The following is a 23,887-nucleotide window of genomic DNA, read 5'->3' on the forward strand; positions in this document are numbered from 1 at the left end:
CCGAAGAGTTACTCGCCCTTGACCTTCGCGATGATCTCCTCGGCGACGTTCCGGGGAACCTCGGCGTAGGAGTCGAACTGCATCGAGTAGCTGGCGCGACCCGAGGTCTTGCTGCGGAGGTCTCCGACATAGCCGAACATCTCCGAAAGGGGCACGAGGCCCTTCACGAGGCGAGCGCCGTGACGCTCCTCCATGGCCTGGATCTGGCCACGGCGGGAGTTGATGTCACCGATGACGTCACCCATGGACTCCTCCGGCGTGGTGACCTCTACGGCCATCATCGGCTCGAGGAGCACGGGAGAAGCCTTGCGCGCGGCCTCCTTGAAGGCCTGCGAGCCGGCGATCTTGAACGCGAGCTCGGAGGAGTCGACCTCGTGGTAGCCACCGTCGAGAAGGATGACGCGGACGCCAGTCATCTCGTAGCCGGCGAGGATGCCGAACTTCATGGCTTCCTGCGCACCCGCGTCGACCGAGGGGATGTACTCCCTCGGGATGCGGCCACCGGTGACCTTGTTCACGAACTCGTACGCCGGACCGTCGGCCTCGAGGATCGGCTCGATCGCGATCTGCACCTTGGCGAACTGACCGGTACCACCGGTCTGCTTCTTGTGGGTGTAGTCGTGACGCTCCACCGACTTGCGGATCGTCTCGCGGTACGCGACCTGCGGCTTGCCGACGTTGGCCTCGACCTTGAACTCGCGCTTCATACGGTCGACCAGCACCTCGAGGTGCAGCTCGCCCATACCGCCGAGGATGGTCTGGCCGGTCTCTTCGTCCGAGTGAACGTGGAAGGAGGGGTCCTCCTCCGCGAGAGACTGGATGGCGACACCCAGCTTCTCCTGGTCACCCTTGGACTTGGGCTCGATGGCGACCTGGATGACCGGAGCCGGGAAGTCCATGGACTCCAGGATCACGGGTGCCTTGTCGTCACACAGCGTCTCACCGGTGGTGGTCTGCTTCAGGCCCATGACGGCGACGATGTCACCGGCGCCCACCGCGTCGATCTCTTCACGCTTGTTGGCGTGCATGCGGTAGATCTTGCCGATGCGCTCCTTCTTGCCCTTGACGGAGTTCAGCACCGCAGTGCCGGCCTCCAGGCGGCCCGAGTAAACCCGGACGAAGGTGAGCTTGCCGAGGTGCGGGTCACGCATGATCTTGAACGCGAGCGCCGCGAGCGGCTCGTCGTCCGAAGGCTTGCGCTTCACGACGACCTCGGCGTCCCGGACGTCGTGGCCTTCGATGGCCTCGACGTCCAGGGGCGACGGGAGGTAGCGGACGACGGCGTCGAGCAGGGGCTGGACGCCCTTGTTCTTGAACGCCGTGCCACAGAACACCGCGGTGACGGTGGCGCCACCCTCGCCCTTGGAGCCGATGATGATGCGACGCACAGCGGCGTGCAGCTGCTCGACGGTGGGCTCGACGCCCTCGAGGAACAGCTCCATGATCTGGTCGTCGTTCTCGGCGACCGTCTCGACCAGCTTGGCGTGCCACTCTTCAGCGGCTTCCTTGTGGCTGTCCGGGATGTCGACGATGTCGTACATCTCGCCCTTGGTCGCCTCGGCGGACCAGACGAACGCCTTCATGGTGACCAGGTCGACAACGCCCTGGAAGTCCATCTCGGCACCGATGGGGAGCTGCATGACGATCGGAACCGCACCGAGGCGGTCCTTGATCATGTCGACACAGCGGTGGAACTCGGCACCGGTGCGGTCGAGCTTGTTGACGAAGCAGATGCGCGGCACGCCGTAGCGGTCCGCCTGACGCCAAACGGTCTCGGACTGCGGCTCCACACCGGCGACACCGTCGAACACGGTGACGGCACCGTCGAGGACGCGGAGCGAACGCTCCACCTCGACCGTGAAGTCCACGTGACCCGGGGTGTCGATGATGTTGATCGTGTGGTCGACGTCCTCGAGCGGCCAGTGGCAGGTCGTCGCGGCGGACGTGATCGTGATGCCGCGCTCCTGCTCCTGCTCCATCCAGTCCATCGTGGCAGCGCCGTCGTGGACTTCACCGATCTTGTAAGACACACCGGTGTAGAACAGGATGCGCTCGGTGGTGGTCGTCTTGCCCGCGTCGATGTGAGCCATGATGCCGATGTTGCGCACCTTGGCCAGGTCAAGCGAAGTGGTAGCCATATCGGCTCAGTCTTCTCTCGGTCTCGATGTGGGTTGGGACTACCAGCGGTAGTGCGCGAAGGCCTTGTTGGACTCGGCCATCTTGTGCGTGTCCTCGCGCTTCTTGACGGCAGCGCCAAGACCGTTGGAGGCGTCGAGCAGCTCGTTCATGAGGCGCTCGGTCATGGTCTTCTCACGACGGGCGCGGGAGTAACCCACGAGCCAGCGGAGGGCCAGGGTCGACTGGCGACCCGGCTTGACCTCGACGGGGACCTGGTAGGTCGCGCCACCGACACGGCGGGACTTGACCTCGAGGGACGGCTTGACGTTCTCCAGCGCGCGCTTCAGCGTGATGACCGGGTCGTTGCCGGTCTTCTCGCGGAGGCCTTCCATGGCGCCGTAAACGATGCGCTCGGCGGTGGAGCGCTTGCCGTTCAGGAGGATCTTGTTGATGAGCGACGTCACCAGAGGAGATGCGTAGACCGGGTCGATGATGACCGGGCGCTTCGGGGCGGGGCCCTTACGAGGCATTCTTACTTCTCCTTCTTGGCGCCGTAGCGGCTGCGGGCCTGCTTGCGGTTCTTGACAGCCTGGGTGTCAAGCGCACCGCGGATGATCTTGTAACGAACACCCGGCAGGTCCTTCACACGGCCACCACGCACGAGCACGATCGAGTGCTCCTGCAGGTTGTGTCCCTCACCCGGAATGTAAGCGGTGACCTCGATGCCAGAGGTCAGACGCACACGCGCGACCTTGCGCAGCGCCGAGTTCGGCTTCTTCGGGGTGGTCGTGAACACACGCGTGCAGACGCCGCGACGCTGGGGCGAAGCCTCGAGCGCGGGGGTCTTTGTCTTCTCGACCTTGTCCTGCCGGCCCTTACGGACCAGCTGCTGGATCGTAGGCACTACTTCTCCGGTTTCTGTGTGCCGTGTAGTGAAACTAACCTGGAACTCCCCCGACCCACGCGGTCGGGTGTGTCGAACGCTGCACGCTCTCACCGAAGTGAGGCAGGCGCAGATTGCGGTGTGTTCTTCTCGACTCTCCGCGGGGTCTTATGCACACGCGGGAGCCAGGGCACACCCCAGGCACAAGGTCAGAGCGTACCTACCTCACAGAGGTAGGTCAAAACAAATGCCCAGCACGAAAACTCGCCGTGCGCAAGCGGGGAACGGCCCGATCGGCCTTGTGCCCCGCCCCGGCGCCCTAAACTGACACCTTGCCCGGCGCGGGACGCCCGCGAGTCGATCAGCAGGGAGCAGGACATTGGGGACCGTGGCACCCGAGCCGACCACAGTCGACGCCCGTCCCCCGGCCCCGGGCCGACCGGCCCCGCGCAGACCGGGCATCCGCCGGACCAGGCGTTTCCGCGGCCCCCTCCTCGCCTTCTTCATCACCGCGGCCGCCTTCTGCGCGGCCTGGGTCGCCCGTGGCACCTTCCCCCTCGGCAACACGGGCCGCGCCCTCAACGACCAGGCCAACCAGTACGTGCCCTTCCACCGGGCGCTGTGGGACCTGGTCCACGGGCAGGCCGCCGGCGACCTGCTCTTCTCCTGGCGCGGCGGCTTCGGACAGCAGTTCCTGTCCGACTACTACACCTACCTCGGCAACCCCTTCTCCTGGCTGGCCGTCCTCGTCCCGCGCGCCCACGTCGACCTGGCCGTCTTCGCGGTCACCCCGGTCACGATGGGCGCCGCCGCCGCCGTGATGACCGTGTACCTCGGCAAGCTGCACCCCGGCCCGTGGTGGCAGCGGGGCGTGCTCGGAGCCACGTACGGCCTGTGCGGCTGGGCGCTCAGCGACGCCTCGTACATCCCGATGTGGCTGTGGGGCCTGGTCGCGCTCCCCATGCTCGGCATCGCCGTCGAGTGGTGCCTGGAGGAGCGGCGCTGGCCGGGCGTGGCCCTGCTGGTCGCCCTCGCCTGGTTCGGGAACTTCTACACCGCGATGATGGCCACGATGGCCGCCTGCATCCTGCTGGCCATCCGCATGATCACCCGTGACATGACCGGCCGGCAGCGGCTGCGTGCCGTGTGGCGGGCCGCGACGGCCGCGGGGACCGGGATCCTGCTCACCCTCCCGCTCCTCCTGCCGTCCTTCCTGTCCAGCGGCGCCGCGCAGCCCACCAAGGCCGCCGCCTTCGACCCCGTACGCATCGAGGTCTTCCTCGCCGGCATGCTCCCGGCCACCCACCTGTGGGGCGGCCGCCCGCGCCTGTACGTGGCCTCGCTGGGCCTGATCCTGGCAGGGAGCTTCCTGCTCAACGCGAAGATCGCGAAGCGGACCCGCCTGGTGTGGGCGGCCGCGACCCTGCTCGTGGTCGCCTCCTTCCAGTTCCCGCCCGCGCAGTTCGTGTGGCACGGGCTGGCGGTGCCGAACGGCAACCCCTACCGGGAGACCTTCGTATTCAGCGGCATGGTGGTGGTCCTCGCCTGGCTGGCGCTGGCGAACCGGCCGCGCCCCCTCCACCTGGCCCTGACCGTCGGCCTACTGGTCGCGGCCACGTTCGTCCTGCGACACACCGACGACTTCGGCGGCTGGACCTGGCACGCCGTGCTCGGCGGCGGGGCGGTCTCGCTGCTCGCGCTCGTCCTGCTCTCCCTGGGCGAGAAGCGCCGCGTCCTGATCCCCCTGGCCGCGGCCCTGATGATCGGCGTGGTCCTCGCCGAGTCCACCGTCGCCGCGGCGAGCGCGGACGCCCGCCGGGCCCGCGAGCGCTGGGCCAAGCCGATCGCCACGTCGAACCGGTCGATCACCGGCCACTTCGACGCGGTCCGGGGCGTGAACGGCTGGCCCGCGTACCGCACCGACTCGGGCGCGCCCCAGACCGCGTACAACGACGCCCTGGCCCTGCGTGCGGAGGGCCCGCAGTACTACAGCAGCTACCTCCCGGAGGCCACGTACCAGGCCCTCGAACCCCTCGGCTACGGCTTCAAGAACGACGGCCGGACCTTCTTCGGCGCCGACAACCCCGTGCTCGACGCGATCTTCTCGATCGGCGCGCGGGTCCGCCCGGGGTCCGCCCCGGGCACCTGGACCGCCTCGAAGTTCCCCGCACCCCCGCTGGTCACCGTCCGCACCGGCTCGTACGCCTCCCCCGGCCCGGCCGACAGCGTCTACGCACGCCAGGAGAACGTCCTGGGCGCGACCGTCTACGAGGTCCCGCAGGTCACCCGAGCGGGCAACGCCACCGAGCAGACGTACGCCGCCCGGTGCACCCCCGGCTCCGAGGCCTACTGGTACTCCCCCGCCCTCTACGGAACCCTCGAGACCGGCGGCGCCCAGCAGCGGCTGGAGGACGAGATGACCGGAGTCGTCCCGCTCGGCCCGGTCCCCGCCTCCGGCAGGATCGACGTGACGGTGCGGACGCAGACCGAGGACGCCACCGCCGGCGACCATCCGCTGGGCTGTCTGGACCGCGCGGCCCTCGACACGGCGGTCCGCCACCTCACCACCACCGGCGCCACCGAGGTCACCACGGGCGGCCACTCCATCGAGGCCACCCTCCCCCAGGGCGCCACCGGCACGGCCGTCCTGGCCGTGACCGACATCGCGGGCTGGCAGTGCTCGGCGCCGGCGAAGAGCTTCCACGGCCTGCTCGCCGTGGACCTCCCCCCGGGCACCCGCAAGCTCTCCTGCACCTTCACCCCCAAGGGCCTCACCCCGGGCCTGGCGGGCGGCGCGCTCGGCCTGATGGTCCTCGCCGGCGTCACGGTGACGGGCCTGCGCCGCCGCCGCGCCTGAGCCTGTCCCCTGCGCCCCGCAGGGGGCGGGGAGACCCAGGAACGAGGAAACCCCCCGCCGCTCCTCTCGGAGCGACGGGGGGTTTCTTCTTACGAGCTCTTAGCCGTTGTACGGGCCGTAGTCGTAGTCCTCCAGCGGGACCGCCTGGCCGGAGCCGGTGCCGAAGGGCGAGTAGTCGATGTCGTCGTAACCGACGGCCGAGTACATCGCTGCCTTGGCTTCCTCGGTCGGCTCCACCCGGATGTTGCGGTAGCGGGCGAGGCCCGTACCGGCCGGGATGAGCTTACCGATGATGACGTTCTCCTTGAGGCCGATGAGGCTGTCGGACTTGGCGTTGATCGCCGCATCCGTCAGGACTCGGGTCGTCTCCTGGAAGGAGGCGGCCGACAGCCAGGATTCCGTCGCCAGCGAGGCCTTGGTGATACCCATCAGCTGCGGACGGCCGGAGGCGGGGTGACCGCCCTCGGTGACCACACGACGGTTCTCGGTCTCGAACTTCGACCGCTCGACCAGCTCGCCCGGCAGGAGCTCCGCGTCGCCGGACTCGATGATCGTCACGCGGCGCAGCATCTGCCGGATGATGATCTCGATGTGCTTGTCGTGGATCGACACGCCCTGCGAGTTGTAGACCTTCTGGACTTCGCCGACCAGGTGGACCTGGACGGCACGCTGGCCGAGGATGCGCAGCACGTCGTGCGGGTTGGTGGCACCCATGGTGAGCTTCTGGCCCACCTCGACGTGGTCGCCCTCGTGCACGATGACCTTGGCGCGCTTCGAGATCGGGAACGCCGTCTCGTCGCTGCCGTCGTCGGGCGTGATGACGATCTTCTTCGTCTTCTCGGTCTCCTCGATCCGCACGCGGCCGGCGGCCTCGGAGATCGGGGCGACACCCTTCGGGGTACGGGCCTCGAAGAGCTCGACGACACGCGGCAGACCCTGCGTGATGTCGTCACCGGCCACACCACCGGTGTGGAACGTACGCATCGTCAGCTGGGTACCGGGCTCACCGATGGACTGGGCGGCGATGATGCCGACCGCCTCACCGATGTCGACCAGCTTGCCGGTGGCGAGCGAGCGTCCGTAGCAGAAGGCACAGGTGCCGACCGCGGACTCACAGGTCAGGACCGAGCGGGTCTTGACCTCCTCGACGCCGTTGGCGACCAGGGCGTCGATGAGCACGTCACCGAGGTCGACGTTGGCCGGCGCGATGACCTTGCCGTCGATGACGACGTCCTCGGCCAGCATGCGGGCGTAGATCGAGGTCTCGACGTCGTCGGCCTTGCGCAGCACGCCGTCCTCGCCGCGGACGGCGATCTTCAGCTTCAGACCGCGCTCGGTGCCGCAGTCCTCCTCGCGGATGATCACGTCCTGCGAGACGTCCACCAGACGACGGGTCAGGTAACCCGAGTCGGCGGTACGCAGGGCGGTGTCCGCCAGACCCTTACGGGCACCGTGCGTGGAGATGAAGTACTCCAGAACGGTGAGGCCCTCACGGAAGGACGCCTTGATCGGACGCGGGATGGTCTCGTTCTTCGCGTTCGACACCAGACCACGCATACCGGCGATCTGTCGCATCTGCATCATGTTTCCTCGGGCACCCGAGTCAACCATCATGAAGATGGGGTTCGTCTTGGGGAAGTTCGCGTTCATCGCCTCGGCAACCTCGTTGGTCGCCTTGGTCCAGATCGCGATGAGCTCCTGCGTGCGCTCGTCCTTGGTGATCAGACCGCGCTCGTACTGCTTCTGGACCTTCTCGTCCATCGCCTCGTAGCCCGCGACGATGGCCTTCTTGGCCTCGGGCACGACGACGTCGGAGATGGCCACGGTGACGCCCGAACGGGTCGCCCAGTGGAAGCCGGCCGCCTTCAGGTTGTCGAGCGTCGCCGCCACGATGACCTTGGGGTAGCGCTCCGCCAGGTCGTTGACGATCTCGGAGAGCTGCTTCTTGCCCACCGAGTAGTCGACGAACGGGTAGTCCTCGGGCAGCAGCTCGTTGAAGAGCGCGCGGCCCAGGGTGGTGCGCAGACGGAAGCTGTCGCCCGGCTGGAACTCCTGCTCGCCTTCCTCGGCGACCGGCGCCACCCAGCCACGCGGCGGGATGGTGCCCACCGGGAAGCGGATGTCGACGGACGACTGGAGCGCGAGCTCGCCGTTGTCGAACGCCATGGTCGCCTCGGCCGTGGAGCCGAACGCGCGGCCCTCGCCCTTGGTGTCACGGAGCTCACCGTCGGTGGTCAGGAAGAACAGACCGAGGACCATGTCCTGGGTCGGCATCGTGACCGGCCGGCCGTCGGCCGGCTTGAGGATGTTGTTCGAGGACAGCATCAGGATGCGGGCCTCGGCCTGCGCCTCCGCGGAGAGCGGCAGGTGCACGGCCATCTGGTCACCGTCGAAGTCCGCGTTGAACGCGGTGCAGACGAGCGGGTGGATCTGGATGGCCTTGCCTTCGACCAGCTGGGGCTCGAAGGCCTGGATGCCGAGGCGGTGCAGCGTGGGCGCACGGTTCAGCAGAACCGGGTGCTCGGCGATGACCTCTTCGAGCACGTCGTACACGACCGTGCGGCCGCGCTCGACCATGCGCTTCGCCGACTTGATGTTCTGCGCGTGGTTCAGGTCGACCAGGCGCTTCATCACGAACGGCTTGAAGAGCTCCAGCGCCATGGCCTTGGGCAGACCACACTGGTGCAGCTTCAGCTGGGGACCGACGACGATCACGGAACGCGCGGAGTAGTCCACGCGCTTACCGAGAAGGTTCTGACGGAATCGACCCTGCTTGCCCTTCAGCATGTCGCTGAGGGACTTCAGGGGACGGTTACCGGGACCGGTCACCGGACGACCACGACGACCGTTGTCGAAGAGGGCGTCCACGGCCTCCTGAAGCATGCGCTTCTCGTTGTTCACGATGATCTCGGGGGCACCGAGGTCGAGGAGACGCTTCAGACGGTTGTTGCGGTTGATCACGCGGCGGTACAGGTCGTTCAGGTCGGAGGTCGCGAAGCGGCCACCGTCCAGCTGCACCATCGGACGCAGGTCCGGCGGGATCACCGGCACGCAGTCCAGAACCATGCCCTTGGGCTTGTTGCTGGTCTGCAGGAACGCGGAGACGACCTTGAGGCGCTTGAGCGCACGGGTCTTCTTCTGGCCCTTGCCGGTACGGATGATCTCGCGGAGGCGCTCGGCCTCCTCCTCGAGGTCGAAGGACTCCAGGCGCTTCTGCAGCGCGGCGGCGCCCATGCAGCCGTCGAAGTACGTGCCGAAGCGGTCACGCAGCTCGCGGTAGAGCAGCTCGTCGCCCTCGAGGTCCTGGACCTTGAGGTTCTTGAAGCGGGCCCACACCTCGTCGAGGCGGTCGATCTCGCGCTGGGCGCGGTCACGGAGCTGCTTCATCTCGCGCTCGGCACCTTCGCGCACCTTGCGGCGTACGTCGGCCTTCGCGCCCTCGGCCTCGAGCTCGCCCAGGTCGGTCTCGAGCTTCTTGGCACGGCCTTCGAGGTCCGCGTCACGGCGGTTCTCGATCTGCTGGCGCTCGACGGAGACGTGCGCCTCCAGCGACGGGAGGTCGCGGGTGCGGCGCTCGTCGTCGACGAACGTGATCATGTACGCGGCGAAGTAGATGACCTTCTCGAGGTCCTTCGGCGCGAGGTCCAGCAGGTATCCGAGGCGCGACGGGACGCCCTTGAAGTACCAGATGTGGGTGACGGGAGCGGCAAGCTCGATGTGGCCCATCCGCTCACGGCGCACCTTGGCGCGCGTGACCTCAACGCCACAACGCTCACAGATGATGCCCTTGAAGCGGACACGCTTGTACTTGCCGCAGTAGCACTCCCAGTCCCGGGTCGGACCGAAGATCTTCTCGCAGAAGAGTCCGTCCTTCTCGGGCTTGAGGGTGCGGTAGTTGATGGTCTCCGGCTTCTTGACCTCGCCGTGCGACCAGGTTCGGATGTCGTCCGCGGTGGCAAGGCCGATCCGCAGCTCGTCGAAGAAGTTGACGTCGAGCACTGTGCGTCAATCCCTCTTTCGGGGTCGAGTCTCAATCATGGTCTGAACGGTCCCGGGGATGACGGGGGGCTCTTGAGCGAGCCCCCCGTCAGGCCCGTCAGACCTCTTCGACGCTGCTCGGCTCACGCCGGGACAGGTCGATACCGAGCTCCTCCGCCGCGCGGAAGACGTCCTCGTCGGTGTCGCGCATCTCGATGGACATGCCGTCCGAGGACAGCACCTCCACGTTGAGGCAGAGCGACTGCATTTCCTTGATGAGCACCTTGAAGGACTCGGGAATGCCCGGCTCGGGGATGTTCTCGCCCTTGACGATGGCCTCGTAGACCTTCACGCGGCCGGTGACGTCGTCGGACTTGATGGTCAGCAGCTCCTGGAGGGCGTAAGCGGCGCCATAAGCCTCGAGCGCCCACACCTCCATCTCACCGAAGCGCTGGCCACCGAACTGCGCCTTACCACCCAGCGGCTGCTGCGTGATCATCGAGTACGGACCGGTCGACCGGGCGTGGAGCTTGTCGTCGACCAGGTGGTGGAGCTTGAGGATGTACATGTACCCGATCGAGATCGGGTCCGGGAACGGCTCGCCGGAGCGGCCGTCGAACAGGTGCGCCTTGCCGGTCGGGAGGACCAGGCGGTCCCCGTCGCGGTTCGGGATGGTGTGCTCGAAGAGGCCGGCGAGCTCGTCCTCGCGGGCACCGTCGAACACGGGGGTGGCGACGTTGGTACCGGGCTCGACGCGGTCGGCCCCGATGACCTTCAGACGCTCGGCCCACTCCTCGCCGAGGCCGGAGACGTCCCAGCCGCGGCTGGCGAGCCAGCCGAGGTGGATCTCCAGGACCTGTCCCGGGTTCATTCGGGACGGGACACCCAGCGGGTTCAGGATGATGTCGACCGGCGTGCCGTCCTCAAGGAAGGGCATGTCCTCGATCGGAAGGATCTTGGAGATGACACCCTTGTTGCCGTGGCGGCCGGCGAGCTTGTCACCGTCGGTGATCTTGCGCTTCTGGGCGACGTAGACGCGGACCAGCTGGTTCACGCCCGGAGGAAGCTCGTCGCCCTCCTCGCGGTCGAAGACGCGGACACCGATGACCTTGCCGATCTCACCGTGAGGGACCTTGAGCGAGGTGTCACGCACCTCGCGGGCCTTCTCACCGAAGATCGCGCGGAGCAGGCGCTCCTCCGGGGTCAGCTCGGTCTCACCCTTGGGCGTGACCTTGCCGACCAGGATGTCGCCGGCGACGACGTCCGCACCGATGCGGATGATGCCGCGCTCGTCGAGGTCCGCGAGGACCTCCTCGGAGACGTTCGGGATGTCCCGGGTGATCTCCTCGGGGCCGAGCTTGGTGTCACGGGCGTCGACCTCGTGCTCCTCGATGTGGATCGAGGAGAGGACGTCGTCCTGCACGAGGCGCTGCGACAGGATGATCGCGTCCTCGTAGTTGTGACCTTCCCACGGCATGAACGCGACGAGCAGGTTCTTGCCGAGGGCCATTTCGCCCTCTTCGGTCGCGGGACCGTCGGCGAGGACCTGGGACTCGATGATCCGGTCGCCCTCGTTGACGATGACCTTCTGGTTGACCGAGGTGCCCTGGTTCGAGCGGGAGAACTTGGCGACGCGGTACGTGGTGTACGTGCCGTCGTCGTTGGCGACGGTGATGTAGTCGGCCGAGACCTCCTGGACCACACCGTCCTTCTCCGCACGGATCGAGTCACCGGCGTCGACCGCACAGCGGTACTCCATGCCGGTGCCGACGAGCGGGGCCTCCGCCTTGATGAGCGGAACGGCCTGGCGCATCATGTTCGCGCCCATGAGGGCACGGTTGGCGTCGTCGTGCTCCAGGAAGGGGATCATCGCGGTCGCGACGGACACCATCTGGCGCGGGGAGACGTCCATGTAGTCGACGTCGTCGCCGGCGATGTAGTCGATCTCGCCGCCACGACGGCGCACCAGCACGCGGTTCTCGGTGAAGCGCATGTCCTCGGACAGGCCGGCGTTGGCCTGGGCGATGACGAAGCGGTCTTCCTCGTCGGCCGTCAGGTAGTCGACCTCGTCGGTGACGACGCCGTCGATGACCTTGCGGTACGGGGTCTCCACGAAGCCGAACGCGTTGACGCGGCCGTAGGAGGCGAGCGAGCCGATCAGACCGATGTTCGGGCCTTCAGGGGTCTCGATCGGGCACATGCGGCCGTAGTGCGACGGGTGAACGTCACGGACCTCGAAGCCGGCCCGCTCACGGGACAGACCGCCGGGGCCCAGCGCCGACAGGCGGCGCTTGTGGGTCAGGCCCGAGAGCGGGTTGTTCTGGTCCATGAACTGCGACAGCTGGCTGGTGCCGAAGAACTCCTTGATGGAGGCGACGACCGGCCGGATGTTGATCAGGGTCTGCGGCGTGATCGCCTCGACGTCCTGGGTCGTCATGCGCTCGCGGACGACGCGCTCCATACGAGCCAGACCCGTGCGGACCTGGTTCTGGATGAGCTCGCCGACGTTGCGCAGACGACGGTTGCCGAAGTGGTCGATGTCATCGGTCTCGACCACGATCGAACGGCCGGACTCGCCGGTCGTCTCGGTCTCGCCGGCGTGCAGCTTGACCAGGTACTTGATCGTCGCGATGACGTCGTCGGTGGTGAGCACACCGGCGTCGAGCGGCTCGTCGGCGCCGAGCTTCTTGTTCACCTTGTAGCGGCCGACCTTGGCGAGGTCGTAGCGCTTCGGGTTGAAGTAGAGGTTCTCGAGCAGCGTCTGAGCGGCCTCGCGGGTCGGCGGCTCGCCCGGGCGCAGCTTGCGGTAGATGTCGAGCAGCGCGTCGTCCTGACCCTGGGTGTGGTCCTTCTCCAGGGTGGCGCGCATGGACTCGTACTCGCCGAACTCCTCGAGGATCTGCTCGGTGGTCCAGCCGAGAGCCTTCAGAAGGACGGTGACGGACTGCTTGCGCTTGCGGTCGATGCGTACACCGACCATGTCGCGCTTGTCGATCTCCATCTCGAGCCAGGCACCCCGGGACGGGATGATCTTGGCGGAGAAGATGTCCTTGTCGGACGTCTTGTCGATGGAGGAGTCGAAGTAGACACCAGGGGAGCGGACAAGCTGCGACACGACGACACGCTCGGTGCCGTTGATGACGAAGGTGCCCTTGTTGGTCATGAGCGGGAAATCGCCCATGAAGACCGTCTGAGACTTGATCTCTCCGGTCTCGTTGTTCGTGAACTCGGCCGTGACGAACAGCGGAGCCGCGTACGTGAAGTCGCGCTCCTTGCACTCGTCGACAGAGTTCTTCGCCGGCTCGAAACGGTGGTCGCGGAAGGTCAGCGACATCGACCCGGAGAAGTCCTCGATCGGCGAGATCTCCTCGAAGATCTCTTCCAGACCGGACTTGGTGGGGACGTCCTGTCCACTCTCAAGCGCCGACTCGACGCGAGACTTCCAGGCAGCATTGCCGAGAAGCCAGTCAAAGCTCTCGGTCTGCAGCGCCAGGAGGTTCGGAACCTCGAGGGGCTCCTTGATCTTTGCAAAGGAGATGCGCAGCGGGGCGGTGCTGGCACCGTTGTTCGTATTGGTCGAGGCGTTGCGCGAGGCGGCCAAGAGGGGGTCCTTCCGAGGGCTCGGACTCACTACGCGCGTACCGGTCCCAGCAGACACAGAAGACAAGCCCCCCAAATCCAGCTGAAAGGCCAGGTCGGGGCGGATCAATCAAGTGTGCTCAAGCGTGGGCATGTCCCTGGCGACGGGCAGGGGACAGCTAACAGGCAGCGCAAAGGGTCAGTGTAGCCACTTGGCTCACTGATGTCCAGACCAGGTTTCCGGAAACCGGCAACAGGCCTTCCCCAACTCGTTCAACCAACGCAGTGCTCGTCCGGCCCTGCGTACAACGCGTGCGGCTCTCGTACACAGAGCGCGTATCAGTACTGCCCTCTTCGTAGTCGATCCATGCCTCAGATCTCGGATCGAGGTGGTCGACCTCTCGACGGGTCTGAGAATTGCGCGCCGCGTCCCGTTCGTCAAGGCCCCCTGCTCCGAGCGGATCATCTTCGGACCCTGCTTCGGGGCAACGATGATCACCCTACTCCCCAACGAGACCAGGGCAAGTCAGGCACAGCGGGTACGCCAAAGGGCGACCACCCTTACGGGTGATCGCCCTTGGTTGGGGCCTCAGAGAGGCCCCAGAGGTGTTACTTGACCTCGACAGCCGCGCCGGCAGCCTTGAGGGACTCGGCAGCCTTGTCAGCGGCCTCCTTGGCGACCTTCTCGAGGACCGGCTTCGGGGCGCCGTCCACGAGGTCCTTGGCCTCCTTGAGACCCAGGGAGGTCAGCTCGCGCACGACCTTGATGACCTGGATCTTCTTGTCGCCGGCACCGGTGAGGATGACGTCGAACTCGTCCTGCTCCTCGGCGGCCTCGGCCGGGGCACCCGGGGCGCCCGGGGCGGCAACGGCGACGGCCGCGGCGGCGGTGACGTCGAACTTCTCCTCGAAGGCCTTCACGAACTCGGAGAGCTCGATGAGGGTCATCTCCTCGAACTGGGCGAGGAGGTCGTCCTGAGAGAGCTTCGCCATGATGGGCGATCCTTCCACTATTTCGGCAGGTGCCGGATGTATAGAGAGGCGGGCGTAACGGCCCGCTACGACCCGCGCGCTAGGCGGCGCGGATCAGTGCGCGAGCCGAATTACTCGGCACCGCCCTGCTCGGCGAGCTTGACGCGAAGCGCTTCCGCGGTGCGGACGAACTTCGACGGCAGCGCCTGGAAGAGCGAGGCAGCCTGAGACTGCTTGCCCTTGAACGCGCCGGCCAGCTTGCTGAGCAGAACCTCGCGGGACTCGAGGTCCGCAAGCTTCTTGATCTCATCGGCGGTGAGCGCCTTACCATCAAGGACACCCGCCTTGATGATGAGATTCGGGTTGTCCTTGGCGAAGTCACGCAGGCTCTTCGCCGACTCCACCGGGTCACCGGTGATGAAGGCGACCGCGGTCGGACCAGCGAAGTGCTCGTCCAGCGCGGTGATCCCGGCCTGGTTGGCCGCAATCTTGGTCAGCGTGTTCTTCACCACGGCGTACTGGGCGTTCTCACCGAGCGAACGACGCAGCGTCTTGAGCTGCGCGACGGTGAGACCCCGGTACTCGGTCAGCACGGCGGCGTTCGAGCTCTGGAACTGGTCCGTGAGCTCGGCTACCGCGGCAGCCTTGTCGGGCCTTGCCATAGAGCGTCGGCCTCCTTCCGGGTGATGAGGACCGCTCAGAAGGGGCTGAACAAAACGAAACGCCCCGGCGCAAGCGCACGGGGCTGAAGCTCGACCGGATCACTCCGGGAGCTCTTCCACGAACACCTGCGCAGGACGTCCGCACTCAGCGGATCCTTCGGCCGCCGCACCCTTGCGGGCACGGCAACGACCAGCGGTCTTTGGCTTCTCCGGAAGAGTACGTGAAGGCGTCCAGTCGAGGCAAATCGCCTCCGGCCCCGCCGTCTCAGGAGCCCCCGAGGCCGCCCAGTCCGGCGTCCCGCAGCGTCTTGTCGGCTTCCTTCAGGTCGTCGTCGGCGTCCTTCAGCTTCTGGTCGGTCTCCGCGAGTGACTCGTCGACGCCCTTCAGGACGTTCTCGAAGGCGATGACCTGGTCGGCCGCAGGCGCCTGGACGGCGGGGGCGCTGCCGAAGCCGGAGAACTTCGCCGTGGTCTTCGAGGTGCCCTTGGCGTCCGTGCTCACGCTGTCGACGCGGACGGGGTAGCCGTCCTTGCCGATCCACAGGTCGACCTCGAAGGTCTTGATGTGCTTCACGGCCTCGCGCAGGTACTGGCGGTTCTTCTCGTCCATGACCTTGGTGGACTCGTCCGCCTTGAGCAGGTCCTCGGTGGTGAGGCTGCCCTTGTAGTGCTGCGCGTCGATGCCGTCGGTCTTCTCGGCACCGACGTGCTTGAGCTTCTCCTGGCCCAGCAGCATCGCGAGGTACTCGGCCGGGTCCTCGTTCAGCCGGATCCCCGGCTTCCCGTCCTTGGCCAGGTTCATCCTCATCCAGGGCTTGCCGTTCACGGGCTTGTCCGTCTGGGTGTAGACGAGGTCGCCCATCATGATCGACCGGGACTCGGGCTCCTCGCCCTTGAGGATCACGTCGTGGCCGGCCGGGTACCAGCCCTTCGTGCCGGACTGGCCGCTGGTCTTGCCGTCAGGCCCGACCGTGGACAGCTCCGCCTTGGCGAACTTGGCGGCCACCGTCTTCAGGTACGACGCCTTCACCGCCTCCACCGGAGAGTGCGCCTTCGCGCCGCCCCCGTGGCCCCCGTCGGCGCTTCCGCCACCCGCGTCGGCCTTCGCGCCACCGCAGGCCGTGAGGCCGCCCACGAGCAGTGCGGTACCCGCCACCGCGATACCGGCCCGGGTCCGGACAGCCTTGTGCATCTGGTTCTCCCCCATGATCGTGCGTCGAATTCAAGGCGACCCTACGTTCCCCCTCGGCGGGATCTCGCCCCGATGAGGGCCGTGACGACGCGTCTGTGGCCCGAAACACGGAAACGGGCCCCTCGCCGCCCTGTGAAGGGGGCGAGGGGCCCGTTCAGCCACTCAGCGAGCCGTCAGGCTCAGACAGCAGCCGGGTCTTCCTCGACGAGGAGGTTCCGGGTGCGGTTCGAGTCCAGCTGGATGCCGGGACCCATCGTGGTGCTCAGGGCGGCCTTCTTGATGTAACGGCCCTTCGCGGCGGACGGCTTCAGACGAAGGATCTCGTCCAGGGCCGCGCCGTAGTTCTCGACCAGCTGCTCATCGGAGAAGGAGACCTTGCCGATGATGAAGTGCAGGTTCGAGTGCTTGTCGACGCGGAACTCGATCTTGCCACCCTTGATCTCGGTGACAGCCTTCGCGACGTCCATCGTGACGGTGCCGGTCTTCGGGTTCGGCATGAGGCCACGGGGACCGAGCACGCGGCCGAGACGGCCGACCTTGCCCATGAGGTCCGGGGTGGCCACAACCGCGTCGAACTCGTTCAGGCGGTTGCCCTTGGCGATCTCGTTGATCAGCTCGTCGTCGCCGACAATGTCGGCGCCGGCGGCTTCCGCGGCCGCAGCACGGTCACCGGTCGCGAAGACCAGGACCCGGGCGGTCTTGCCGGTGCCGTGCGGGAGGTTCACGGTGCCACGCACCATCTGGTCGGCCTTGCGCGGGTCGACACCCAGGCGGAAGGCGACCTCGACGGTGCTGTCGAACTTGGTCGCGGAGGTCTCCTTGGCGAGACGGACGGCCTCGAGCGGGGCGTACAGCTTCTCCCGGTCGATCTTGGCGTCCGCAGCGCGGAGAGTCTTGCTGCGCTTCACTTCTGCTCCTGTGTTTTGGCTTCAGGCATGGAGTCGTGGTGCGGACCAGCGCTTGGTCCTACCACTGGTGGTGCTGGAGGGTGGCTGGATCAGCCTTCGACCGTGACGCCCATCGAGCGCGCGGTGCCGGCGATGATCTTCATCGCGGCATCGACGTCGTTGGCGTTCAGGTCGGGCATCTTCAGCTCGGCGATCTCGCGGACCTGGGCGCCGGTGAGCTTGGCGACCTTGGTCTTGTGCGGCTCGCCGGAGCCCTTCTCGATGCCCGCGGCCTTCAGGATGAGGCGCGCGGCCGGCGGAGTCTTGGTGATGAAGGTGAAGGAACGGTCGTCGTAGACCGTGATCTCCACCGGCACGACCATGCCACGCTGCGACTCGGTCGCGGCGTTGTAGGCCTTGCAGAACTCCATGATGTTGACGCCGTGCTGACCGAGCGCGGGGCCGACCGGCGGAGCCGGGTTGGCCGCACCGGCCTTGATCTGGAGCTTGATGAGCCCCGTGATCTTCTTCTTCTTGGGAGGCATTGCTCTCTCCGGGTCCTAGTGAGAGTTTTTCGCCGCCAACCGGTCATCCGGATGGAGGCATACCGCACCACGATAACGGGTATCGGTGCGGGGCCAAAAACCGAGCAGGTCAGACCGCCCTTCACGGGGCGATCTGACCTGTCCGGAAGCGTTGTCTCAGAAGATCAGTTCTTCTGGATCTGGTCGAAGCTGAGCTCGACCGGGGTCTCGCGACCGAAGATCTCGACGAGGCCCTTGACCTTCTTCGAGTCCGGGTTGATCTCGTTGATCGTCGCCTGCAGCGTCGCGAACGGGCCGTCGGTGACGGTGACCGAGTCGCCGACCTCGAAGTCCAGGACCTCGATGGTGCGCTTGATGGCGGGCGCCGGCAGACCGGCGGCCTCCGCGGCGGCCTTGTCGGCCTTCTCCTTGGCCTCCGGCGCGAGCATCTTGACGATCTCGTCCAGGGTCAGCGGGTACGGGTCGTACGCGTTGCCGACGAAGCCGGTGACGCCAGGCGTGTTGCGGACGACGCCCCAGGACTCGTTCGTCAGATCCATGCGGACGAGAACGTAACCGGGCAGCTTGTTCTGCCGGACGTTCTTGCGCTCGCCGTTCTTGATCTGGACGATCTCTTCCTCGGGCACCTCGGCCTGGTAGATGAACTCCTCGACGTTCAGCGAGACGGCGCGCTGCTCCAGGTTGGCCTTCACGCGCTTCTCGTAGCCGGCGTAGGTGTGGATCACGTACCACTCGCCGGGAAGCAGGCGAAGCTCGTCGCGCAGGGCCTGGACGGGGTCGACGGGCTCGGCGGGCTCGACCGGAGCGGCCTCTTCGGCCTCCGCGTCGTCGGCCGCGGCCTCGACGTCGGCGTCGGCCTCGATCTCGTCGGCGGCCTCTTCGAACTCGGCGTCGTCCTCGATCTCGGCGTCGTCCTCGATCTCGTCCTCGACGTGCAGCGCGGCCTCTTCGGCGGCGACACCCGCCTTGGCGTCGGCGTGCTCGGCCTCATCGGGGTCCACAGCGTCTGCCGCCTCGACGATGTCGAGCTCGTCCTCGACGGACTCGACGGAGTCGTGGCTCGCGTTCAGGTTCGGGTCAGACACGGTGGCTGCTTCTTCCTGGATACAAAAGGTGGTGGAACATGCGAAAACGGGCGACACCCATCAAGGCGCCGCCCTCCGCGGGGATCAGCCGAAGACGAACTTGATGGCTTTTTCAAACCCAAAGTCAATCACGGTCACCAGACCGATCATGATGACGACGAAGACAATCACCACGGTGGTGTACGTCGTGAGCTGATTGCGAGTGGGCCAGACAACCTTGCGGAGTTCCGCGACGATCTGGCGGTAGAAAAGCGCGAGCCGGCCCAGAGGGCCCTTCTTGCCACGCTTGCCGCCCTTGCGGGCCTTCTTCTCGCGCGTCTCGTCCTCGGCGTCAGGCATGTCGATGGAGCCCAGGGCGTCCGTCACGTCTCTCACCTGAATCCGGGTCGTGGCCGTACCGCGCCCGGTTGCGCCGCACGGCGTTGCATCTAAGTACGTACCTGCGCACACACATCCGAGAAGGAGTGTGGAGCAGGGCCGGAGGGACTCGAACCCCCAACCGCTGGTTTTGGAGACCAGTGCTCTACCAATTGAGCTACGACCCTTTGCGTCCCCCAACCTACCGCATCCGAGCGAGTGCACGGAGTGCTCACGCTCTGCAGCGGCTGGCGAGGTCCAACGACAGGTGAGTGTACGTGAACCGGGCCCTGTCGTCGAACAGCACCCGCGCTGACATGCTCCGGTCGCCCTCCGGAGGGTGTCCGTCCCCCGCCGGGTGCGCGTCCGGTCCGATGACTGAAACGGTGTGCCGCGCTTCTTTGCCGTCTGGGACGATTGCTCGCATGACCTCTGCAACGCCTTCCTCCGAGCGCCGGGTGTCCGCCCGTATCGGCGCCATTTCCGAGTCCGCCACCCTCGCCGTCGACGCCAAGGCCAAGGCCCTCAAGGCCGCCGGGCGCCCGGTGATCGGCTTCGGGGCCGGTGAGCCCGACTTCCCGACCCCGGACTACATCGTCGAGGCCGCGGTCGAGGCCTGCCGCAACCCCAAGTACCACCGCTACACGCCGGCCGGCGGCCTGCCCGAGCTGAAGGCCGCGATCGCCGCCAAGACCCTCCGCGACTCCGGCTACGAGGTCGACGCGTCGCAGGTCCTGGTGACCAACGGCGGCAAGCAGGCGATCTACGAGGCCTTCGCGGCCATCCTGGACCCGGGTGACGAGGTCATCGTCCCGGCTCCGTACTGGACCACCTACCCGGAGTCCATCCGTCTCGCCGGCGGTGTCCCGGTCGAGGTCGTCGCCGACGAGACCACCGGCTACCGGGTCTCCGTCGAGCAGCTGGAGGCCGCGCGCACCGAGCGCACCAAGGTCGTCCTCTTCGTCTCCCCGTCCAACCCGACGGGTGCGGTCTACACCGAGGCCGACGCCGAGGCGATCGGCCGCTGGGCCGCCGAGAAGGGCCTGTGGGTCCTGACCGACGAGATCTACGAGCACCTCGTCTACGGCGACGCGAAGTTCGTCTCCCTCCCCGCGATCGTCCCCGAGCTGGCCGACAAGTGCATCGTGGTCAACGGCGTCGCCAAGACGTACGCGATGACCGGCTGGCGGGTGGGCTGGATCATCGGCCCCAAGGACGTGGTCAAGGCCGCGACGAACCTCCAGTCGCACGCCACCTCGAACGTCTCCAACGTGGCCCAGGTCGCGGCGCTGGCCGCCGTCTCCGGGAACCTGGACGCCGTCCACGAGATGCGCACGGCATTCGACCGCCGCCGTCAGACGATCGTGCGGATGCTGAACGAGATCGAGGGCGTCGTCTGCCCGACCCCCGAGGGCGCGTTCTACGTGTACCCCTCGGTCAAGGCCCTCCTCGGCAAGGAGATCCGCGGCAAGCGCCCGCAGACCTCCGTCGAGCTCGCCGCCCTGATCCTGGACGAGGTCGAGGTCGCGGTCGTCCCCGGCGAGGCCTTCGGCACCCCGGGCTACCTGCGCCTGTCCTACGCCCTGGGCGACGAGGACCTGGTGGAGGGCGTCTCCCGCGTCCAGAAGCTCCTGTCCGAGGCCAAGGCCTAAAGCGGCCCGCGACCAGATCTGAGCGGCGCCGCCCCACCGGGGCGGCGCCGCTCAGCCACATCCGGCCCCGCTCTCGCGTTCGGGCAAGCCTCCAAAAGGTAAAACCCCCTCCCGCCGAGCGCAGCGGTACGGCAGGATCAACAAATGGAGCACGTACGCGATCTCACGCTTCTGCCGAAAGCCCACCTCCACCTGCACTTCACCGGCTCGATGCGACCATCGACCCTTCTGGAGCTCGCCGACAAGTACGGCGTGCGCCTCCCGGACGCCCTCACCACCGGTGAGCCCCCGAAGCTCCGCGCCACCGACGAGCGCGGCTGGTTCCGGTTCCAGCGGCTCTACGACGCCGCCCGTTCCTGCCTCCGCGAGCCCGACGACATCCGCCGCCTCGTCCGCGAGGCCGCGGAGGAGGACGTACGGGACGGCAGCGGCTGGCTGGAGATCCAGGTGGATCCCACCTCCTACGCCCCCCTGCTCGGCGGGATGATCCCCGCCGTCGAGATCATCCTCGACGCCGTCGACGCGGCCTCCCGCGAGACCGGCCTCGGCATGCGGGTCCTCATCGCCGCCAACCGCATGAAGCACCCCCTCGACGCCCGCACCCTGGCGCGCCTCGCCGTCCGCTACGCCGACCGCGGGGTCGTCGGCTTCGGGCTCTCCAACGACGAGCGCCGCGGCATGGCCCGCGACTTCGACCGGGCCTTCGCCATCGCCCGCGAGGGCGGCCTCCTCGCCGCCCCGCACGGCGGCGAGCTCACCGGCCCGGCCTCGGTCCGCGACTGCCTCGACGATCTGCACGCCGCGCGCATCGGGCACGGCGTACGGGCCGCGGAGGACCCCCGGCTGCTGAAGCGGCTCGCCGACCGCCAGATCACCTGCGAGGTCTGCCCGGCCTCCAACGTCGCCCTCGGGGTGTACGAGCGGCCCGAGGACGTCCCGCTGCGCACCCTCTTCGAGGCCGGCGTGCCGATGGCGCTGGGCGCCGACGACCCGCTGCTCTTCGGGTCCCGGCTCGCCGCCCAGTACGAGATCGCCCGCCGCCACCACGGTTTCACGGACCCGGAGCTCGCCGAGCTGGCCCGCCAGTCCGTCCGCGGTTCGGCCGCGCCCGCCGACGTACAGGAGAAGCTGCTGGCCGGGATCGACCACTGGCTCACCGGGTGAGCCGCAGGTCCCCCTCGTAGCAGTCGGCGCGGACCCGGCGCCCGTCCTGGAAGCCGATCTCCAGGTGGGTGCGGCCCTGCTCGGGCAGCGCGAACTCGGCGACCGAGGCGACGGTCTCGCCGAGGTGGCGCAGGAAGGGGTGGTCGCCGAGGTCCTCGCCGACCTCGATGCGGCCCCACTCCCCCATGTCGTAGGGCTCGTGGGGGGCCGCGGACTCGACGATGAGGCACTGGTCGGACCCGGTGGTGATGCGGATCGAGTCGCCGACGCTGTCGATCAGCCAGACGTCGAGGGGCGCCTCGGAGCGTTCGCCCTCGCTGACGTGCCAGGACGCGACGACTCTGCTGAGCGTGCGGCCCACGAGGCGGGTGGGGTCCGTACCGGCCCCGTGCAGGGGACAGAGCATGGGCGGCCGGGGCTCCTCAGATGCTGACGCCGACCGTCACCGGCTCGTTGACCAGGGTGACGCCGAAGGCCGCGTGGACGCCCGCTACGACCTCGCGGGCCAGGGCGAGGAGGTCCTCGGTGGTGGCCTCGCCCCGGTTGGTGAGGGCGAGGGTGTGCTTGGTGGAGATGCGCGCGGGGCCGGTGCCGTAGCCCTTGGTGAAGCCGGCCTTGTCGATCAGCCAGGCCGCGCTGGTCTTCGTACGGCCGTCGCCGGCGGGGTAGGCGGGCGGGGCGGTGCCGGCGCCGAGGCGGTCCTGGACGCGGGCGAGGAAGGCGGCGTACGCCTCGTCGGTCAGGATCGGGTTGTGGAAGAAGGAGCCGGCCGACCAGGTGTCGTGGTCGGCGGGGTCGAGGACCATGCCCTTCCCGGCGCGCAGGCGCAGCACGGTCTCGCGGGCGGTGGCGGCCGGGACCCGGTCGCCGGCCTCGACGCCGAGGGCTCGGGCGGTCTCGGCGTACTTGATCGGCGCGGAGAGGCCCCCCGCGTCCTCCAGGGCGAAGCGCACGCGCAGGACGACGTAGCGCCCGGGCTGGTCCTTGAAGGTGCTGTTGCGGTACCGGAAGGCGCACTCGGCGGCGGTCAGCGTGACCGTCTCGCCGCTGGTGCGGTCGTAGGCGACGACCTCGGTGATCGTGTCGCTGACCTCCTGGCCGTACGCCCCGACGTTCTGGATGGGCGTGGCGCCGGCCGAGCCGGGGATTCCGGCGAGGCACTCGATCCCGGCGAGGCCGGACTCGACGGTGCGGGCGACGGCGTCGCTCCAGTTCTCGCCGGCCGCGAGCTCCAGGGTGGTGCCGTCCAGGACGAAGCCGGTGGTCGCGATGCGCAGGGCGGTGCCGTCGAAGCCCTGGTCGCCGATGACCAGGTTGCTGCCGCCGCCGATGACCAGGAGCGGGGTGCCGCTCTCGTCCGCGGCGCGCACGGCGGCGACGACCTCGGCGTCGGTGGTCGCGGTGACCAGGCGGGCAGCGGGGCCACCGAGACGGAAGGTGGTCAGCGGGGCGAGGGGGGCGTCGTGGAGTTCCTGCACGTGGACAAGAGTACGGTCCGCGCCCCTCGCATCCCTGCGGGGCCACGGACCGTGACTCACGAGGCGGCCTTCTGTTCGGCCAGCCGGCGCTCGGCCTCCTCCCAGCCGATGGGCAGCTCGTCGGCGCGCACGGTCCAGAAGGTGAAGACCGATTCCTTCATGAACGCGGCGGCCGCGCGGGAACTGGACCGGTGGGGCTCGCTCCGCGCGAAGCGGTAGAGCGCGTCCCGGTCCTCCCAGGCGGAGAGGGTCAGGAAGGTGCGCCGGAGGACCCGTGCCCGCAGGGCGGCCCCGTGGGCGCCGGGAGCCTTGCGGATCTGCAGGACGATGCCGGGGGCCTTGAGGAAGAACGTGACGGCGCCGGCGAGGGTGGCGGTCTCGAAGCGGGAGGCCATGACGTAGACCTCGGCGTCGGGGGAGGCCTGGGTGGGGGTGGACCAGGGGATGTCGGGCATGGCGGGCACTCCTTCACGATGAG

General features: G+C 67.8%; 18 protein-coding genes and 1 tRNA gene. 3 read left to right on the forward strand and 16 right to left on the reverse strand.

What is annotated here, in order from left to right:
• Positions 1-8 precede the first annotated feature (8 nt).
• The 3 genes from fusA to rpsL are packed head-to-tail and all read right to left on the reverse strand — an operon-like array spanning position 9 to position 3,022.
• Positions 9-2,138, reverse strand: coding sequence for an elongation factor G (gene fusA, locus RIU97_RS16480; protein ID WP_404957472.1), 2,130 nt, complete (start codon positions 2,136-2,138; stop codon positions 9-11).
• 39 nt (positions 2,139-2,177) lie between these two features.
• On the reverse strand, positions 2,178-2,648 hold the full coding sequence (gene rpsG, locus RIU97_RS16485; RefSeq protein WP_007265894.1) for a 30S ribosomal protein S7: 471 nt from the start codon (positions 2,646-2,648) through the stop codon (positions 2,178-2,180).
• Positions 2,649-2,650: 2 nt separating this feature from the next.
• A complete protein-coding gene (rpsL, locus tag RIU97_RS16490; protein ID WP_007265893.1) occupies positions 2,651-3,022 on the reverse strand; it encodes a 30S ribosomal protein S12 in 372 nt (123 codons plus the stop codon).
• Positions 3,023-3,389: 367 nt separating this feature from the next.
• Between rpsL and RIU97_RS16495 the strand changes: the two genes are divergently transcribed.
• Positions 3,390-5,858 carry a YfhO family protein gene (locus tag RIU97_RS16495; RefSeq protein ID WP_404957476.1) on the forward strand — a complete coding sequence of 823 codons (2,469 nt, stop codon included), beginning with the start codon at positions 3,390-3,392 and terminating at the stop codon, positions 5,856-5,858.
• A gap of 99 nt (positions 5,859-5,957) precedes the next feature.
• Here RIU97_RS16495 and RIU97_RS16500 read toward each other — a convergent pair whose 3' ends face one another.
• The 10 genes from RIU97_RS16500 to RIU97_RS16545 form a co-directional block, all read right to left on the reverse strand.
• The gene (locus RIU97_RS16500) at positions 5,958-9,857 is read right to left on the reverse strand and encodes a DNA-directed RNA polymerase subunit beta' (RefSeq protein WP_319726621.1); all 3,900 of its coding nucleotides are present in this window, start codon (positions 9,855-9,857) and stop codon (positions 5,958-5,960) included.
• Positions 9,858-9,954: 97 nt separating this feature from the next.
• Positions 9,955-13,437, reverse strand: a complete 3,483-nt coding sequence (gene rpoB, locus RIU97_RS16505) for a DNA-directed RNA polymerase subunit beta (RefSeq protein WP_404957478.1) — start codon at positions 13,435-13,437, stop codon at positions 9,955-9,957.
• Between the two features lie 587 nt (positions 13,438-14,024).
• Positions 14,025-14,408: a 50S ribosomal protein L7/L12 gene (gene rplL / locus RIU97_RS16510; protein ID WP_356525203.1), complete on the reverse strand. Its 384-nt coding sequence runs from the start codon at positions 14,406-14,408 to the stop codon at positions 14,025-14,027.
• Between the two features lie 110 nt (positions 14,409-14,518).
• A complete protein-coding gene (rplJ, locus tag RIU97_RS16515) occupies positions 14,519-15,049 on the reverse strand; it encodes a 50S ribosomal protein L10 (protein WP_030710304.1) in 531 nt (176 codons plus the stop codon).
• A gap of 265 nt (positions 15,050-15,314) precedes the next feature.
• Positions 15,315-16,241, reverse strand: coding sequence for a hypothetical protein (locus RIU97_RS16520; RefSeq protein ID WP_404957481.1), 927 nt, complete (start codon positions 16,239-16,241; stop codon positions 15,315-15,317).
• Positions 16,242-16,420: 179 nt separating this feature from the next.
• Positions 16,421-17,149, reverse strand: coding sequence for a 50S ribosomal protein L1 (gene rplA / locus RIU97_RS16525; RefSeq protein WP_362395249.1), 729 nt, complete (start codon positions 17,147-17,149; stop codon positions 16,421-16,423).
• Positions 17,150-17,238: 89 nt separating this feature from the next.
• Positions 17,239-17,673, reverse strand: a complete 435-nt coding sequence (gene rplK / locus RIU97_RS16530; RefSeq protein WP_266934889.1) for a 50S ribosomal protein L11 — start codon at positions 17,671-17,673, stop codon at positions 17,239-17,241.
• Between the two features lie 164 nt (positions 17,674-17,837).
• Positions 17,838-18,758: a transcription termination/antitermination protein NusG gene (gene nusG / locus RIU97_RS16535; RefSeq protein ID WP_404957484.1), complete on the reverse strand. Its 921-nt coding sequence runs from the start codon at positions 18,756-18,758 to the stop codon at positions 17,838-17,840.
• A gap of 84 nt (positions 18,759-18,842) precedes the next feature.
• The gene (secE, locus tag RIU97_RS16540) at positions 18,843-19,124 is read right to left on the reverse strand and encodes a preprotein translocase subunit SecE (protein ID WP_030388883.1); all 282 of its coding nucleotides are present in this window, start codon (positions 19,122-19,124) and stop codon (positions 18,843-18,845) included.
• Between the two features lie 106 nt (positions 19,125-19,230).
• A tRNA-Trp gene (locus tag RIU97_RS16545) sits at positions 19,231-19,303 on the reverse strand.
• 237 nt (positions 19,304-19,540) lie between these two features.
• Here RIU97_RS16545 and RIU97_RS16550 point away from each other — a divergent pair.
• Positions 19,541-20,767: a pyridoxal phosphate-dependent aminotransferase gene (locus RIU97_RS16550; protein ID WP_404957487.1), complete on the forward strand. Its 1,227-nt coding sequence runs from the start codon at positions 19,541-19,543 to the stop codon at positions 20,765-20,767.
• 144 nt (positions 20,768-20,911) lie between these two features.
• The gene (locus RIU97_RS16555) at positions 20,912-21,931 is read left to right on the forward strand and encodes an adenosine deaminase (protein WP_404957489.1); all 1,020 of its coding nucleotides are present in this window, start codon (positions 20,912-20,914) and stop codon (positions 21,929-21,931) included.
• Here the strand turns inward: RIU97_RS16555 and RIU97_RS16560 are convergent.
• Genes RIU97_RS16560 through RIU97_RS16570 form a run of 3 tightly spaced genes read right to left on the reverse strand, consistent with a single transcriptional unit; the run spans position 21,921 to position 23,864 of the window.
• The gene (locus tag RIU97_RS16560; protein ID WP_404957491.1) at positions 21,921-22,337 is read right to left on the reverse strand and encodes a hypothetical protein; all 417 of its coding nucleotides are present in this window, start codon (positions 22,335-22,337) and stop codon (positions 21,921-21,923) included. The two genes, RIU97_RS16555 and RIU97_RS16560, sit on opposite strands and share 11 nt — an antisense overlap.
• A 16-nt stretch (positions 22,338-22,353) precedes the next feature.
• A complete protein-coding gene (locus RIU97_RS16565) occupies positions 22,354-23,469 on the reverse strand; it encodes a UDP-N-acetylmuramate dehydrogenase (RefSeq protein WP_404957493.1) in 1,116 nt (371 codons plus the stop codon).
• Positions 23,466-23,864 (reverse strand): DUF3291 domain-containing protein, encoded by a 399-nt coding sequence (locus RIU97_RS16570; RefSeq protein ID WP_404957495.1) that lies wholly within the window; start codon positions 23,862-23,864, stop codon positions 23,466-23,468. The genes RIU97_RS16565 and RIU97_RS16570 overlap by 4 nt, the downstream gene beginning before the upstream one ends.
• Positions 23,865-23,887 lie beyond the last annotated feature (23 nt).

The organism is Streptomyces sp. 147326 (genome assembly GCF_045000215.1).
In the GTDB taxonomy this organism is placed as follows: domain Bacteria; phylum Actinomycetota; class Actinomycetes; order Streptomycetales; family Streptomycetaceae; genus Streptomyces.

Coding starts and splice junctions, on each gene's coding strand:
- fusA (WP_404957472.1), bottom strand. CDS start 2,138: ATGGCTACCACTTCGCTTGACCTGGCCAAGGTGCGCAACATCGGCATC.
- rpsG (WP_007265894.1), bottom strand. CDS start 2,648: ATGCCTCGTAAGGGCCCCGCCCCGAAGCGCCCGGTCATCATCGACCCG.
- rplL (WP_356525203.1), bottom strand. CDS start 14,408: ATGGCGAAGCTCTCTCAGGACGACCTCCTCGCCCAGTTCGAGGAGATG.
- rplJ (WP_030710304.1), bottom strand. CDS start 15,049: ATGGCAAGGCCCGACAAGGCTGCCGCGGTAGCCGAGCTCACGGACCAG.
- RIU97_RS16520 (WP_404957481.1), bottom strand. CDS start 16,241: ATGCACAAGGCTGTCCGGACCCGGGCCGGTATCGCGGTGGCGGGTACC.
- rplK (WP_266934889.1), bottom strand. CDS start 17,673: ATGCCTCCCAAGAAGAAGAAGATCACGGGGCTCATCAAGCTCCAGATC.
- RIU97_RS16550 (WP_404957487.1), top strand. CDS start 19,541: ATGACCTCTGCAACGCCTTCCTCCGAGCGCCGGGTGTCCGCCCGTATC.
- RIU97_RS16555 (WP_404957489.1), top strand. CDS start 20,912: ATGGAGCACGTACGCGATCTCACGCTTCTGCCGAAAGCCCACCTCCAC.
- RIU97_RS16560 (WP_404957491.1), bottom strand. CDS start 22,337: ATGCTCTGTCCCCTGCACGGGGCCGGTACGGACCCCACCCGCCTCGTG.
- RIU97_RS16570 (WP_404957495.1), bottom strand. CDS start 23,864: ATGCCCGACATCCCCTGGTCCACCCCCACCCAGGCCTCCCCCGACGCC.